Source organism: Asanoa iriomotensis, from assembly GCF_016862515.1.
In the GTDB taxonomy this organism is placed as follows: domain Bacteria; phylum Actinomycetota; class Actinomycetes; order Mycobacteriales; family Micromonosporaceae; genus Asanoa; species Asanoa iriomotensis.
Window position 1 is genome coordinate 12629 of sequence record NZ_BONC01000059.1, and the last position, 15410, is coordinate 28038.

At 70.1% G+C, this 15410-nt stretch carries 9 protein-coding genes; 5 read left to right on the forward strand and 4 right to left on the reverse strand.

Annotated elements, in window-relative coordinates; all coding sequences use genetic code 11:
• Positions 1-7 precede the first annotated feature (7 nt).
• The 4 genes from Air01nite_RS30915 (at position 8) to Air01nite_RS30930 (ending at position 8138) form a co-directional block, all read left to right on the forward strand.
• Positions 8-805 carry a carbohydrate ABC transporter permease gene (locus tag Air01nite_RS30915; RefSeq protein ID WP_203706873.1) on the forward strand — a complete coding sequence of 266 codons (798 nt, stop codon included), beginning with the start codon at positions 8-10 and terminating at the stop codon, positions 803-805.
• An 80-nt stretch (positions 806-885) separates the two neighbouring features.
• Positions 886-3369 carry a glycoside hydrolase family 127 protein gene (locus Air01nite_RS30920; protein WP_203706874.1) on the forward strand — a complete coding sequence of 828 codons (2484 nt, stop codon included), beginning with the start codon at positions 886-888 and terminating at the stop codon, positions 3367-3369.
• A gap of 11 nt (positions 3370-3380) precedes the next feature.
• Complete coding sequence (locus Air01nite_RS30925; RefSeq protein WP_203706875.1) at positions 3381-4814, forward strand: glycoside hydrolase family 43 protein; 1434 nt, start codon at positions 3381-3383, stop codon at positions 4812-4814.
• Between the two features lie 12 nt (positions 4815-4826).
• The gene (locus tag Air01nite_RS30930; RefSeq protein ID WP_203706876.1) at positions 4827-8138 is read left to right on the forward strand and encodes a discoidin domain-containing protein; all 3312 of its coding nucleotides are present in this window, start codon (positions 4827-4829) and stop codon (positions 8136-8138) included.
• Positions 8139-8192: 54 nt separating this feature from the next.
• Here the strand turns inward: Air01nite_RS30930 and Air01nite_RS30935 are convergent, their stop codons facing one another.
• Genes Air01nite_RS30935 through gntF form a run of 3 tightly spaced genes read right to left on the reverse strand, consistent with a single transcriptional unit; the run spans position 8193 to position 12173 of the window.
• On the reverse strand, positions 8193-9902 hold the full coding sequence (locus tag Air01nite_RS30935) for a M16 family metallopeptidase (protein WP_203706877.1): 1710 nt from the start codon (positions 9900-9902) through the stop codon (positions 8193-8195).
• On the reverse strand, positions 9899-10864 hold the full coding sequence (locus tag Air01nite_RS41365) for an SRPBCC family protein (RefSeq protein WP_239091087.1): 966 nt from the start codon (positions 10862-10864) through the stop codon (positions 9899-9901). The genes Air01nite_RS30935 and Air01nite_RS41365 overlap by 4 nt, the downstream gene beginning before the upstream one ends.
• A gap of 46 nt (positions 10865-10910) precedes the next feature.
• Positions 10911-12173, reverse strand: coding sequence for a guanitoxin biosynthesis pre-guanitoxin forming N-methyltransferase GntF (gntF, locus tag Air01nite_RS30945; protein ID WP_203706878.1), 1263 nt, complete (start codon positions 12171-12173; stop codon positions 10911-10913).
• Between the two features lie 93 nt (positions 12174-12266).
• On the opposite strand from gntF, the gene Air01nite_RS30950 reads away from it, so the two are divergent.
• Positions 12267-14270 (forward strand): AAA family ATPase, encoded by a 2004-nt coding sequence (locus Air01nite_RS30950; protein ID WP_203706879.1) that lies wholly within the window; start codon positions 12267-12269, stop codon positions 14268-14270.
• Here Air01nite_RS30950 and Air01nite_RS30955 read toward each other — a convergent pair.
• Positions 14267-15292: a LacI family DNA-binding transcriptional regulator gene (locus Air01nite_RS30955; protein WP_203706880.1), complete on the reverse strand. Its 1026-nt coding sequence runs from the start codon at positions 15290-15292 to the stop codon at positions 14267-14269. The genes Air01nite_RS30950 and Air01nite_RS30955 overlap by 4 nt on opposite strands.
• Positions 15293-15410: the final 118 nt, after the last annotated feature.

A 15410-nucleotide genomic window follows, 5' to 3' on the forward strand; every position in this document is an offset into this window, starting at 1 on the left:
GGAAGAGATGAACCGCTCCCGCATCGGCTATTCGGTAACCGGCGCCGCGCTGGCCATCCTGTTCCTGTTCCCGTTGCTGTGGAGCGGGTGGGCCTCGGTCCGCACCGGCTCCGGCTTCGGGCTGGAGAACTACGACCGGCTGTTCACCTCCGACAACGGCGTGCGGCCGCACCACGTGATCAACAGCCTGGTGGTCAGCGCGCTCACCGTCGGCGGCACCCTGTTCGTCGCGACCCTCGGCGGCTACGCCTTCGGCCGGTTCCGCTTCCCGGGCCGCGACCTGCTCTTCCTGGTCACCCTCGCGATCCTGATGGTCCCGTACGCGACGATCCTGATCGCCCTCTACGTGCTGCTGGGCTGGCTCGGCCTGGAGGACACCCTGATCGGGCTGAGCCTCGTGCTGATCATGTTCCAGCTACCCTTCTCGATCTTCATGATGCGTAACTCGTTCGAGGCGGTGCCGCGCGAGCTCGAAGAGTCGGCACAGATGGACGGCTGTGCCAGTGTCGGCACGCTCGTGCGGATCATGCTGCCGGCAGTGAAGCCGGGGCTGATCACGGTCGGCCTGTTCGCGTTCCTCACCTCGTGGAGCGAGTTCTTCGCGCCGCTGATCCTGCTCAACTCGACCGACAAGTTCACCACCACGCTCGCGGTCGTCAATATGCGCACGGCCAGCCACGGCTCGATCGACTACGCCGCCCTCGAGGCCGGCGTCGTCTTCATGGCCGTGCCCTGCCTGATCCTCTTCGCGTTCATGCAGCGCAGCTACGTCCGAGGCTTCACCTCGGGCGCCATCAAGGGGTAACAATCCGGACTCTGCCGACGCCCCGGGCGGACTCCGGTCAAAGAAATTGATCTTCATCTATTTCTGGAGGTGCCCCCACCATGCACAGACCCCCGCTGTCGCGCCGGACCGTCCTCAAGGCCGGCGCGGCGACCGCGGTGGCGACGACCGCCGCCACGGCGTTCCCCGGCACGGCGCAGGCCGTGCGCCCGGACAACGGTGTCTCGGCGTACGCCTTCCCGCTCACCGCCGTGCGCCTGCTGTCCGGCCCGTTCCAGGCCAACGCCGGCCGCACGATGTCCTACCTGACGTTCCTCGACGCGGACCGGCTGCTGCACATGTTCCGCGTCAACGCCGGCATCGCCTCGTCGGCGACCCCGTGCGGCGGCTGGGAGTCGCCGACCACCGAGCTGCGCGGCCACTCGCTCGGCCACGTGCTCAGCGCCCTCGCCCAGGCGTACGCGAGCACCGGCGACGCCTCCTACAAGACCAAGGGCGACTACATCGTCACCCAACTCGGGCTGTGCCAGGACCGGGCCACCGCCCGCGGCTTCAACACCGGCTATCTGTCGGCGTACCCGGAAAGCTTCATCGACCGGGTGGAGACCGGCCAGGCGGTCTGGGCGCCCTACTACACGCTGCACAAGATCATGGCCGGCCTGCTCGACATGCACCTGCTGGCCGGCAACGCGCAGGCGCTGACGATCCTCAACCGCAAGGCCGCCTGGGTGCAGTTCCGCAACAGCCGGCTGACGCTCAGCCAGCGGCAGGCCATGCTGCGCACGGAGTTCGGCGGCGTCGGCGAGACCCTCTACAACCTCTACCAGTACGGGGAGAACGCCGCGCACCTCACGACGGCACAGTATTTCGACCACGCGCAGATCTTCGATCCGTTGGCCAACAACGTCGACCAGCTCAACGGCTTCCACGCCAACACGCAGATCCCCAAGGCGCTGGCGGCGATCCGCGGCTTCCACGCCACCGGCACCACGCGCTATCGCGACATCGCGTCGAACTTCTGGAACTTCGTCGTCAACCAGCACTCGTACGCGATCGGCGGCAACTCGAACGGCGAGTATTTCCAGCCCCCGAACGCGATCGCCAGCGAGCTGTCGGACTCGACCTGTGAGTGCTGCAACTCGTACAACATGCTCAAGCTGACCCGGCAGTTGTTCTTCACGTTCCCGAACCGGGCCGCCGAGCTGATGGACTTCTACGAGAAGGCCCTCTACAACCACCTGCTGGGCGCGCAGAACCCGAGCTCCACGCACGGCTTCCACTGCTACTACGTGCCGTTGCGGGCCGGTGGCATCAAGACCTACAGCAACGACTACAACAACTTCACCTGTTGCCACGGCACGGGCATGGAGACCAACACGAAGTACGGCGACAGCATCTACTTCTACAACGGCAACACCCTGTGGGTGAACCTGTTCATCGCGTCCACGTTGACCTGGCCCGGGCGCAGCATCACGATCCGGCAGGACACCACCTATCCGGAAGCACCGACCAGCCGGCTCACCGTGACCGGCTCCGGCCCGATCGACCTGCGGGTGCGCATCCCGTCCTGGACCTCGGGCGCGCAGGTGCGGGTCAACGGGGTCGTGCAGGGCACGGCGACGCCGGGCAGCTACCTGGCCATCAACCGCACCTGGGCCAGCGGCGACACGGTCGACATCAGCCTGCCGATGTCGCTGGCCATCGAGCCCACGCCCGACAACTCCGCCGTGCGCGCGGTCAAGCACGGGCCGATCGTGCTCGCCGGGCAGTACGGCTCGACGAACCTCAGCGGGCTGCCGACGCTCAACGCGAGCACGCTGGCGGCCTCCAGCACGCCGTTGCAGTACACCGCGACAGCTTCGACGGGCGCGGTGACGCTGCTGCCGTTCTACAAGACGCACGGCGTCCGCTACACCGTCTACTGGAACGTCACCTCGACACCGAACCTGCCGGCGTTCGTCGCGCACTATCCGTTCGACGAGACGTCGGGCACCACCGCGGCCGACGCGACCGGCAACGGCCGCACCGCCACGCTGGCCGGCGGCGCCGGGCGGACCACCGGGCGCAGCGGCAACGCGGTCAACCTCAACGGATCCAGCCAGTACGTGAGCCTGCCGTCCGGCATCCTGGCCGGCGCGACCGCGTTCACGGTCGCCACCTGGGTGCGCGTCACCACCCTTGCCAACTGGGCCCGGCTGTTCGACTTCGGCAGCGGCACGGGCACCAACATGTTCCTGGTCCCGCGCAGTGGCAGCGGCACCGCCCGCTACGCCATCACCGCAGGCGGGGCCGGCGGCGAGCAGCGCATCGACGCGCCGGCGGCCCTGCCCGCCGGCGTGTGGACCCACGTCGCCGTCACGCACACCGGCAACGTCGGCATCCTCTACGTCAACGGCGCGGAGGTCGCCCGCAACTCCGCGCTCACCACCCGGCCTTCGAGCCTCGGCACGACCACGCAGAACTGGATCGGGCGCTCGCAGTACAGCGGTGACCCGTATCTGAACGCCGCGGTGGATGGCTTCCGCGTCTACAGCCGTGCGCTGTCCGCCAGCGAGATCGCTGCCCTCAACTCCTCCGGCCAGTAAGGGAGCCCTCGATGAGGAAACGTCTCGCGGTGATCGCCGGGGTGGTGACCCTGGCGGCCGCCGTGCTGTTCGGTGCCGCCGCACAGGCCGCCAACCCCGTCATCACCAGCATCTACACCGCCGACCCGGCGCCGCTGGTCGTCGGCAACACCATGTACGTCTACACCGGCCGCGACGAGGCCTCGACCAGCCAGCAGAACTTCGTCATGCGGGAGTGGCACGTGCTGTCGTCGACGGACGCGGCCACCTGGACCGACCGCGGCGTGCGCGCCAACATCGCCACGTTCCCGTGGGCGGGTGCCGACGCCTGGGCCAGCGAGGTCGAGCCCCGCAACGGGCGCTACTACTGGTACACGTCGATCAACGGCAACGGCCCGGGCTGGATGAACATCGGCGTGGCGGTCGGCGACAGCCCGCTCGGCCCGTTCACCGACGCCAAGGGCGGCCCGCTGATCAGCGACAGCACGGCCAACTCGTCGGGGCTCAACATCGACCCGACGGTGTTCGTCGACGACGACGGCCAGGCCTACATGTACTGGGGCGGCTACTGGGCACCACGGGCCGTCCGGCTGGCCTCGAACATGATCGACACGGTCGGCTCGGTCGTCACGCCGCAGGGGCTCACCAACTACTGGGAGGCCCCGTTCATGTTCAAGCGCAACGGGCTCTACTACATGATCTACGCCGCGAACGACACCAACGGGTGCGTGACCAGTTCCAGTTACGCCTGCCAGCGGTACGCGACGGCGACGAACCCGATGGGGCCGTGGACCCACCGCGGCATCGTGCTCGGCCAGGTCTCGTCGACCACCAACCACGCCGGGGTGGTCGAGTTCAACGGGCAGTGGTACATGGTCTACCACAACGCGAACGCGCCCGGCGGTGGCAACTTCCGCCGCTCGGTGGCGGTCGACCAGATGTTCTTCAACTCCGACGGGACGATCCAGCGGGTGGTGCAGACCACCACCGGGCCGCCGGCGAACCCGGGCGGCCCGACCAACCCGCCGACCTCGGGCACCAACCTCGGGCCCAGCGCGACCGCGTCGACGTCGTACGTGTCGTCGTGGGAGTCGCTGGCCGCGATCAACAACGGCGGCACGCCGGCCACCTCGCAGGACCGCTCCAACCTCGCGTACGGCAACTGGCCGCAGCAGGGCACCCAGTGGATCGAGTACCAGTGGCCGTCGGCCCGGTCGATCAACCGGGTGGCCACCTACTGGTTCGACGACAACCAGGGCATCGACCTGCCGGCCTCGTGCCAGGTGCAGCACTGGAACGGCAGCGCCTACGTCGCCGTGCCCGGTCAGTCGGCCTGTGGTGTCGCCGGCAACACGTTCAACTCGACGACGTTCACCGCGGTCAGCACGACCCGGTTGCGGCTGTCGATCACCTCTCGGTCCGGTTTCTCGACCGGCGTCCTCGAGTGGCAGGCATTTCAGTCTTAGGAGGTGAGCCCCATGTCCCTACGTACACGACGCCCCAAGCTGGCCGCCGGTCTCGTCGCCGTCCTCGCCGGCAGCCTGTTGAGCGTCATCGCGGCAACCCCCGCCGCTGCGGCACAGACGATCGGCTACCCGACCTTCGGCAACAGCGGCTCGATACCGCAGCCGCCGGTCGGCTACAACGCCAACAGCACCATGCAGGCCATCTACGACGCCGAGAGCGGCGGCACCGACTTCTGGATGGACCGCCTGCTCGGCCGCTCGGGCAACGACCCGGCCGGCTCCTGGCTGATGACTCGCGGCCGGGGCGCGTACATGTACACCCACACGCCATCGGTGATCGGCTTCGGCGGCAACGCCGCCTACTGGGACAACATCAGCAGCCAGGGCGCCTACACCATCACGCCGTCGCCCGGCACGTTCACCGAGCAGTCGGCGCAGCGGTTCCAGGCACCGAGCTTCTGGCGCAGCGTGCACACCAGTGGCTCGATCCGGATCACGGTCACGAAGTTCATCACGCACAACAACGTGCTGGTGACCAACATGGACGTCGCCAACACGGGCACGGCGTCGGCGACGATCTCCTTGCGGGCGACCTCGCCGTACGCGGCGACCGGCAGCGGCTCCGAGCTGACCGGCACCCGGGCCGTGAAGAACAACCTCACCACGCTGTTCCCGCGCTTCTCCGGTGACGGGTTCACCGTCAGCAGCGGCGGGCTCAGCCGCTCGGTGACGGTCGGGGCCGGCCAGACCGTGAGCACGAAGGTGCAGTTGGGCTTCGTGGCCAACGAGATCCCGGCTTCCCTGACCGAGTACAATAGCTACCGCGGCTTCACGCCGGCGACCGCCTATGCCACCCACGTGCGGGCGTACAACCTGTGGTGGGCGCAGAACCTGCCGTACATCGACGTGCCGGACGCGGCGATCAAGAAGAACATCTACTACCGCTGGTGGCTGATGCGCTTCAACTACCTCGACGTCGACATCCCGGGCCAGGACTACCAGTTCCCGCAGTCGATCGAGGGCGTCACGGGCTACAACAACGCGATCGTGCTGACCCAGCCGATGCACATCGACGACCTGAAGTATCTGCGGTCGCCGGAGTACTCGTACGGGCCGTGGCTGTCGATCGGGCAGTACTCCGCCAACGGACGGTTCGTCGACAACCCGGGTGACCCGGAGAACTGGTCGAACTCCTACACGCAGTACGTGTCGGAGGCGGCGTGGAAGGCTTACCAGATCCATGGTGGACAGCCGGGGCTGCTGCAGAACTTCGCGAAGTATGCGGAGGGGGACGCCAAGGGTCAGCTCGCCACCTACGACACCAACAACAACGGTGTCATCGAGTACGACTGGGGCGCGATGACCGGCAACGACGCCGACGCGGTGTCGTTCCACTGGCGCTCCGGCAACCTCGACCGGGCCGAGACGGCGTACGTGTGGGCCGGCGCGGTCGCGTCGCAGCAGGCGTACGCATTGCTGGGCAACACCGCCAAGGCCAGCGAGCTGCAGACGCTGGCCGACCGGATCCGCAACGGCGTCATCAACACGCTGTGGAACCCGTCGCGGCAGCTCCTGGAGCACAAGCACGTCAGCACGAACGCGTTCGTGCCGTGGAAGGAGATCAACAACTACTACCCGTACTCCGTGGGCCTGATGCCCAACACCGCGCAGTACCGCGAGGCGTTGCGGCTGTTCGCGGACCCGGCCGAGTATCCGATCTTCCCGTTCTACACCGCCAACCAGCGCGACAAGGCGGCGGCAGCGGCGGCCGGGCAGCCGGGCAGCAACAACTTCTCGACCATCAACTCGACCGTGCAGTTCCGGCTCTACTCGTCGGCGCTGCGCAACTACCCGAACTCGTGGATGACCACCGAGGACTACAAGAAGCTGCTCTACTGGAACGCCTGGGCGCAGTACATCGGCGGCGACACCCGGTATCCGGACGCCAACGAGTTCTGGGCCGACTGGAACGGCAGCAGCATCACCTACCGGTCCTGGATCCACCACAACATCCTGGGCAGCAGCAACTGGACCGTCATCGAGGACGTCGCCGGGCTGCGGCCGCGGGTGGACACGCAGATCGAGCTGTCGCCGATCAACATCGGGTGGACCCACTTCGCGGTCAACAACCTGCGCTACCGCAACGCCAACCTGTCGATCGTCTGGGACGACCCGGCCGACGGCGTGACCCGCTACAGCGGGGTGCCGCAGGGCTACTCCATCTTCCTCAACGGCACGCGGGTGGCCACCGTCGACCGGCTCACCCGGGTCCTCTACAACCCGGCCAACGGCTCGGTCACCTTCCCGTCCGGGTCGGGCGTGGTCAACTTCAGCGCCGCGTTCTCGGGCCTCCAGGCGCCGCAGAACGTCAACCAGAACAGCGCGCGGATGGTCGACATCGCCGCGAAGGCGGGCGTCGACCTCACCTCCACGCTGCCGAACCTGGCGTCGGGGGCGTCGGTGTCGGCGTCCTACACGGCGTCGGGCACCTCGACCGCCGGTGCGGTCGACGGCTTCCCGACCAACGCCCCGATCTGGGGCAGCTACGGCAGCCCCAACACCACCGACTGGTACGAGGTGAACTTCGGCACCAGCCGGGCCGTGGACGAGGCGCGGATCTACTTCCGCAACGACCGGGCGACCAACCGCTACCGGCCACCCGCGTCGTACACCGTGCAGTACTGGAACGGCAGTGCGTTCGTAGCGGCGGGCAACCAGGTCAAGACGCCGGGGTCGCCGCAGTCCAACTACAACAACGTGCGCTTCACGCCGGTCTCGACGACGCGGCTGCGGATCCAGTTCACCCACGCGTCCGGGTCGGCGAAGACCGGGTTGACCGAGCTGAAGCTCTACAACCGGGGCGGCACGAACCCGGACCCGGACCCGGATCCGGACCCGGGCGGCAACCTCGCCCTGTCGGCGACGCCGTCCGCGTCGTACACCTCGTCGTGGGAAAGCGTCGCGGCGATCAATGACGGCATCGACCCGCCGTCGTCCAACGACACGGTCAACCCGCGCTGGGGAACCTGGCCCAACACGGGTGCGCAGTGGGCGGAGCTGACCTGGCCGTCGGCGCAGACGCTGCGGTCGGCGCAGGTCTACTTCTTCGACGACAACGGCGGCGTACGCGTCCCGGCGTCCTGGACCCTGCAGTACTGGAACGGCAGCGCGTACGTGAACGTGCCGTCGGCGAGCGGGTATCCGTTGGCGCTCAACGCGTACAACACCGTGACCTTCGGCCAGGTGAGCACCACCCGGCTGCGGGTCGCGCTGCAGAGCGGCACGGGCTCGGTCGGCCTGCTCGAAGTGAAGGCCTTCGGCTAGCCGGTCGGTGCGGGCTCCGGGGTGTTGCCCGGAGCCCGCATCCCGGCCTGTTTGTCAGCTTGCCCGGCGGCGTCGGCCGAGCCTGATGGCGCCGACGACGAAGGCGATCATGGCCGCGAGGACGATGCCGAACATCGTGTAGGTCACCGGGTCCCGGAGGACGTCGTCGTCCGGGTTGGCCGGGTCGGCGGAGAAGATCGCGATGCCGCACAGGCACGACAGCACGCCCATGATCGAGGCGAGCACGATCAGCGTGATGAAGCCGGCGGTCGCGACCGGTCCGCGTTTTGGCGTGGTGGTGGACGACGGGGCCGGTTTCGGTTGTGGGATCGCGGACGGTTCGCGCGGCGGCTGCCAGACCAGGCGGCCCGGCGGCACCCCGGCGTCGACGCGGGCGATCACGTCGGGGCCGATCGGGTAGAGGGTGGGCTCGATCCGCACCGAGATGCTGTCGAGGCCGATGAGCTGGCGGGCGCCGTCCGGCCAGGCCATCGCGACCGCGCACTCCGCGTAGCGGACCGTCACGGCGTGGGTGCCGTCGACGAGGCTGACGCCTTCGTGCCCGACGACCAGCGTGAGGTCGCTGCCCTGTTTGGACCCATAGCGCAGACCGTCGACCGCCGTGGTCGAGAAGGTCGGCGCCGGCACGTAGCCGGCCCACTCCGCGTTCAGGCCGGCCGGCACGAGCAGCAGACCCGTGCCGGTGGCTTCGGTCGCCACCGCCTGGACGTCGTCGACCGTGACCGCGCGTACCTCTGCCAGGAGCTCCTCGGCCGGCTGGTTCGGATAACCCGTGAGAAGGTTCATCGCCGCACCGGGCAGGCGGGCCGCGTCGCGGTCGTCGTGTCGCAGGGCCTCCTCCGCCTGCGTGCGCACGCTGGCGACGTCGGCCGGGTCGACCCGGCCGACGCGGAGCTTGGCCAGCACGTCGAGGAAGCCGCCGAGCACCGCGTCCTGCTTGTCCGGCAGCGCGTCGGCGAACGCGGTCACGGTGGCGAACGCGTCGCCGCGCGGGTCGTACGAGGTGCTGGCCTGGTACGAATAGCCGCCCTCCTGGCGCAGGTTGCGGTACATCTCCCGCTCCAGCACCGCCGAGAACACCGACGCAGGCGCGCTCCGGCGGACCACCGCGTCGAAGACGACGCCGTTGACGCGGTCGCTGAAGTACGCGGGGGTGGTCGGCAGCGCGGACGACGGTCGCGGCACGGGCCGGAGCGTTCCCTCTGGCAGGCGTAGCCGAAGGCCGGCGGGCACCTGGTCCGAGGTGATCCACAGCACCGCGTTCTGCCGCGTGAACCAGGTCGCCGCCCAGTGCCGCAGGTCGTCGGGCGTCAGCCGCGGCAGGCCGAGCTCGTCGTAGCTGAGCAGGCCATAACCCTGTGCTCCGTAGCGCCACAGCGGCATCGCGTCGCCGACGCCGACCTTGCGGCCGGCGGCCTCCGTGCGCAGGATGCCCTTCTCCGTCTCCAGCCTGTCCAGCGGCAGGTTGGCCAGCGCGTCGCACACCCCGATCAGGTGCTTGACCACGTCGTCCTCGGAGCCCGTCAGGTGGAAATGTGTGACGATCGAACCGGTCGCGCCGTTGTAGTGATAGTCGCTCAACCCGCTGTGGTGCAGCGCGAGGTGCTCCAGCAGGTGCGTGATGCCGGCCGTGGCCAGGGTCTCGTCCGCGCGGCCCACCCGGAAGGTGAGCCCGGCGACGAGCGGGCCGCTCTTGCGAGCCAACAGCGTCCGCACGCCGTCGACCTCTGTCTCCCGGATCACCGGCCGAATCCCTTCTGGAACGCGCGTTCGCGATGCGCGGCGAACTCCTTCGCCGCGTCGCCCAGGTATTGCCATCCCGACTCGCTCGCGAGATTGCCGCCGTGGAGCAAGGCGTTGAAGTGCGCCGCCGCGGCCTGATAGTTCTCGGCCAGGCTGAACGCCATCGCGAACAGCGAGTGTGCGTCGACCCAGTCGGGCCCCGGCCGGAACGCGGGGTGGAACACGGACTGCTCGGCCGCCCAGCGCAGCTCCTGCTGGACCTCGGGCCGCTTGAGGTAGGCCGCTCCGGCGCGGTCGTCCTCGTCGCGGGTCAACAGCAGCCAGTGCTCGATGTGCGCCGCCGGCACCATCCCGCCGTTGACCGAGCCCGGCGGTGCCGACCGCACGCACTCGACGGCGAAGCCATGCATCGCCTCGTACGAGCCGCCCCACTTCGGGCAGAGTTGCTGCACCATCGCGTCCTGCGCCGCGTAGAACCCCGGTGCTCCCGCGCTGAGCCGCTCGTAGCGCCGGCGTGCCTCGGCCTGGCCCAGGCTGAGCCCCCGCGCGGTGTGGAGCCGCTCGGTCCACGCGCTGGTGTAGCCCGGATGCCGGGCGGTCACCTCGATGAGGATCTGCTCCGCACGGTGCAGGTGGGTGTGGAACGCCTTCCACTGCTCCTGGCTGACGTTGTTGCCCCAGGCTCCCGTGCGGATGTTCCAGCCGTCGTGCACCAGCCGCCACGCCAGCAGCGTCTGCGACAGCGGGTCGATCGGGTTGGCAGCCGCGACCGACTCGACGAGACCGCGGTCGAGCGCGTCACCGACCTGGCTCACGGCGAGCCGGTGCACGGCGGGGTCCACGAGCCGGCCGAAACCGGCCTCGACCGCCTGCCAGTTCCGTGCTTTGGCGGCATCGCGCAGCGCGCGAACGTCGGGAAAGGCGGCGGCGGGGTCGATGTCAGGCGCTGCTAGGGCGGGCACAGCGGGCAGCCTACGACGGCTCGAACACCGCCGTTGGCCCCGTCGATCAGCCGATCGGATGATCTTGAACGCTGCGTTTGCGCGCCCAGCACAGGATGACCGACGCGTAGCCGTGTGCCGCGTCCTGGCCCGTCGGGCACACCTCGATCGATCCCCGCGCCGGGTCGAAATCCGTGCGCAGGGCCGCGCGCAGGTCGTCGGCGCCGACGTTCGCGCTGGGAAAGCGCCGGCCGCCAACGGTGTAGCCGCGGGAACGGTGCAGGGCGGCGGTGACGAACAGGCCACCGGGGCGGACCAGCCCGGTGATGTTCCGCATCAGCCGGCGCCACGTGGCGATGTCGTCGGTCGCGGAATCGGCGCAGTACGGGCTGACCACGGTCGCGTAGGACTCGTCGAGCGGGTGCGCCTGCCGCGCGTCGACGCGTACCAGTTGGGTGATCTTCTTCTTGGTGAGCTCCTCGCGGGCCGACACCTCGGCGTCCGTCGGGTCGACGATTCCCTCGCAGCGCAGGGTGTGCCGCACGAACGGCCGCCAGTCGTGCGCGCCCGGTGCGCCGTCGATCCAGCGCTGGAGCTCGGCGAGGTTCGCCGGCAGGTAGTCGCCCAGGTGGAGCTCGGAGGCCAGCTCCGCGGCCGCGAAGACGTGGTGGAGCGTGGGGCCCACGCCGAAGAACAGGACCGGTCGGTCGCGCTCGGCGTGCCGCAACGCGTCGACGATGAACGCGATGGTGGCGACCTCGTCGGGCTCGACCGCGCTGTAGTAGTCGGTGAGGTAGCGCGCCGGAACCCAGTCGTCTTCGAAGGACGCGTACCGGCGACTCAAGAAGACGCGGGTGACGCGGGCGAGCCCGTACTCGTACGCGGCCGCGGCCACGTTGGCGCCCGCGAGGAACACCAGCGCGTCCGCCGAGGTGATCGCCTCGACGGAGACCGCGGCGCCGAACGCGACACCGTAGTAGGGCAGCTCCTTGACGACCTCGGTGCCGGCGTACGTGACGGCCGCGGCCACCCGCGGCGCCCGGTCGCCTTTCGCGCGCCGCACGAGCAGGTCGTACGCCGCCTTGGACAGCACGTTGGTGCTAGTGCCCGTCGCGACGAGCAGAGCGCCGTTCGCCCGCAGGTTGGCCCGCAGCCCCCACGCCCAGATCGCATAGCTGGCGACGAGAACGGCCACCACCCACTGCTGGCGCAGCCCGTCGAGCAGCCCAGCGGCCACCAGACCGGCGCCGGCCGCCGCCGCGACCACGTCCAGCGCGTACGCCGACATCGCGGTGGCGACGAGACTGAGGCCCCACCTCCGGATTTCCATGCCGCACACGATCGGTCCGGCGGCCGTTCACCCACCACGTCAGATTGTGGCCAACCGCTGTTCAAAGGACGCCCCGCGGCGGACAGTGAGGCCGTGACCCTGAGCCTTGGCGAGCTGCTGGACGCGGCGCGGCGCGACCGCTTCGTCGGGCGCCGCCGCGAGGTGGCCAGCTTCGACGACTGCCTCGCCGGGCGCACGGCGCGGCGGGTGCTCTTCGTGCACGGCCAGGGTGGCATCGGCAAGACAACGCTGCTGGCCGAGTTGCGCGCCCGGGCCCGGGCCGCCGGCCGCGCGGTGGTGGAGGTCGACGGTCGTGAGGTCGACCCGTCACCGGAGGGGCTGACGGCGGCGATCGGCCCCCGGGACCTCGCGGGCGCCGTGCTGCTGGTCGACGGCTACGAGGAGCTCGCGCCCATCGACGACTGGATCCGCGGCGCGTTCGTGCCGGGCCTGCGCGCCGACACCGTCGTCGTGCTTGCCGGTCGCGAGCCGCCGGCACCGCCCTGGCGGGCCGACGCCGGCTGGCGGCAGCTCGTCGGCGTGCACGCGCTCGACCATTTCGACGCGGCGGAGAGCGACGAAGTCCTGGCCCACTCCGGCGTCGCCCCGGCCGTGCGGTCGCATCTCGTCCGGCTCGGCCGCGGGCATCCGCTGACCATCGCGTTGCTGGCCGACCTCGCGGCCGCCGGCAAGGTGCCCGACGCCCTCGCCGACGCGCCCGACCTCGTCTCGGTGCTGTTGGAGTCGTTCCTGGCCGACGTGCCCAGCGACGCCCACCTGACCGGCCTCGCGACCTGCGCGATCGCCTGGCTGACCACCGAGGACCTGCTGGCACACATGATCGGCGCCGACGCACCCGAGGTGTGGCGGTGGCTGGCCGGACGGCCGTTCGTCACCCGCGGCCCGCGCGGGCTGTTCGCCCACGACCTGGCGCGCGACGTGCTCGACGCGGAGTTCGAGCGCCGGATGCCGCAGCGCTACCACACGCACCACCGCACGATCCACGCCTACACCGTGGCCGGCCTGCGCGGCACCACCGGGCCCGACCAGCAACAGCACGGCCAGCAGCTGCTCTTCCTGATGCGCAACAGCCCTTATGCCAGCGCGTTCGCGGCGTTGCGGGCGGTGGGTTCGGCCGCGGTCGTTCCGGCCCGGGCCGACGACCACGACCAGGTGCTGGGGATCGTCGAGCGGTTCGAAGGACCCGCGAGCGCCGAGCTCGCCGGTGCCTGGCTCGAGGATCAGCCCGAACACCTCTACGTGGTACGCGGCCGCGCCGGCGTGGCCGGGTTCGCCCTGCACCTGTTCCTGCCCAGCGGTTCCGGGCTGGAGGAGCGGGACCCGGTGGTCCGGGCCGTCCGGGAGCACGTCGCCCGGCACGGTCCCACCCGGCCGGGCGAGCTGGTCAACGTCGTCCGGCTCGTCGGCGGCGCCGACGACTACCAACGCGACCCGTACGCCGTGCTCGTCGCGCCGGTGTCGAGCGTGCTGGAGTGGCTGACCCGCCCGCTCGCCTGGACGTTCGCCGTCACCGTCGACCCCGAGTTCTGGGGGCCGCGATTCGACCACTCGGCACTCGCACCCCTGGTCGAGGTGGACGTCGAGGGCCGGCGGCACGTCGCCTTCGGCATCGACTGGCGACGCCTGCCGGTCGACGTCTGGCTCGAGCTGATGCGGGAGCGCGGGCACTCAGGTGAGACCGGACCACCGCCGGCCGCGCTGCTGCGCCCGCCGCCGTTGGACCGCGACCGGTTCGCCGCGGCCGTCAAATCGGCGCTGCCGGTGCTGCACCGTCCGGACCAACTCGCCGCCAGCCCGCTGCTCGGCTCGATGCTGGCTTCGACCGCCACCGGGCCGACGGCGGCCCGACTGCGCGCCACGATCGAGACCGCCGTCGCCCGCCTCGGCGACGAGCCCAAGGGCGACCGGCTCCAGGCGGTCCTGCATCGCACGTACCTGCGACCGGCGCCCACGCAGGAAGCCGCCGCACAGGTCCTCGACCTGCCGTTGAGCACCTACCGGCGCTATCTGGCCCGGGCGCTGGAGCACCTCACGGACCTGCTCTGGAGCGTCGAGATCGGCGACATCCGCCTCTAGGACCTGGCCGGTCCGGTGCTCGCGCGGGCGACCAGGGCCGGCGCGACGCGGGGATAGGCCTCGCCCAGCAGGTCGGGCGGGGCGTCGAGGAGGTCGAGCAGCATGCCCAGGCAGCGGCGGCCGACCTCGTCGAAGTCCTGCCGGATCGTGGTCAGCGGCGGTGACATGAACTCGGCCTCGGGGATGTCGTCGAAACCGACCACGCTCACGTCGTCGGGCACGCGCACCCCGCGCTCGTGGAACGCCCGCAGCAGACCCAACGCCTGCTGGTCGTTGGCGCAGAACACCGCCGTCACGCGAGGGTCGCCGGCGAGCCGCAGGCCGGCTTCGTAGCCTGACCGCGCGCTCCAGTCGCCGTCGATCGCCGGTGGCACGGTCGCACCGGCCTCTTCTAGTGTGGACCGCCAGGCCGACTCGCGATCGCGGGCCTCGCGCCAGTTCTGCGGGCCGCGCACGTGCCACACCGTCGCGTGGCCGAGCGTGAGCAGGTGTTGCACCGCCAGGCGGGCGCCCGCGACCTGGTCGACCGAGATGGCCGGCAGCGCGCCGCTGGTGCCGGCCTCGACGACCACCGCGGGAATGCCGGTCGGCAGTGAGCGCAGGGCGGCGGCCGTGTTGGTGAACGGCGCGATGATGACGACGCCGGCCACCGACTGCTCGGCCAGCGCGCTCAGCGCGTCGCCGACGCCGTCGTGGTCGAGTTGCTCGAGCGTCACGATGCTCACGCCGTAGCCCGCGGCCCGGGCCGCCCGCTCGACGCCGAGCAGGGTGGCGGCCGGTCCATAGAGGATGGTGTCGAAGCTGACGACGCCCAGCACCCGCGATCGGCGCCCGGCCAGACCGCGGGCGAGCGCGTTGGGGCGGTAGTTGAGCTGACGGACGGCGGTCAGCACGCGTTCCCGGGTCTCGCTGCGAACGCTCGGGTGGCCGTTGAGCACGCGCGAGACGGTCTGGTGCGAGACGCCGGCCAGTCGGGCGACGTCGATCATCACCGCCGGTCGTGGCGGAGACGGCTGATCCATGGCAACTCCTCGGCCGACACTCTACCCGCCTTGTCGATCATAACGCGGCTGTGAACGCTAACAATCGTTCTTTCGGAGCTATTGACGTCGATTATGAGAGCGCTAACATTCTCGCAAC